This window comes from Bradyrhizobium forestalis (genome assembly GCF_002795245.1).
GTDB lineage: Bacteria > Pseudomonadota > Alphaproteobacteria > Rhizobiales > Xanthobacteraceae > Bradyrhizobium > Bradyrhizobium forestalis.
Genome location: NZ_PGVG01000159.1, coordinates 1 through 399 on the forward strand (window position 1 = coordinate 1; position 399 = coordinate 399).

1 pseudogene is annotated in these 399 nt (G+C 53.1%); it reads left to right on the top strand.

What is annotated here, in order from left to right:
- Positions 1-166: pseudogene (locus CVM73_RS38920) on the top strand (IS630 family transposase); the annotation flags it as partial.
- Positions 167-399 lie beyond the last annotated feature (233 nt).

Genomic DNA, 399 nt, shown 5'->3' on the forward strand with positions numbered 1-399 from the left:
GTCGAAAATATCTGGCAATATATGCGCGACAACTGGCTCTCGAACCAGCGTCTTCAAATCCTACGACGATATCGTCGATCACTGCTGCTTTGCTTGGAATACGCTCGTCGACCGCCCTTGGAAAATCATGTCCATCGGACTGCGCCAGTGGGCACATGGGTTCTGATCAATGAGATGTGGTATTAGTTGTCGGGATACTTGGATTGATTGAGAACCCAACACCTCAAAAGCGTGCGTTCAGGAGGTATCGAACCCCGTGGGTCGCCGGCTTATCCTCATAGCGCCCGATCGCAGCGAACGATCTGATCAATGCACAACCGGGGAAGAGCAGATGTATCAGGTCGTTGCCGAACCAATGGCGCAGTGTGCGCACCACAATGCGATCGAGCGGTTGCATGC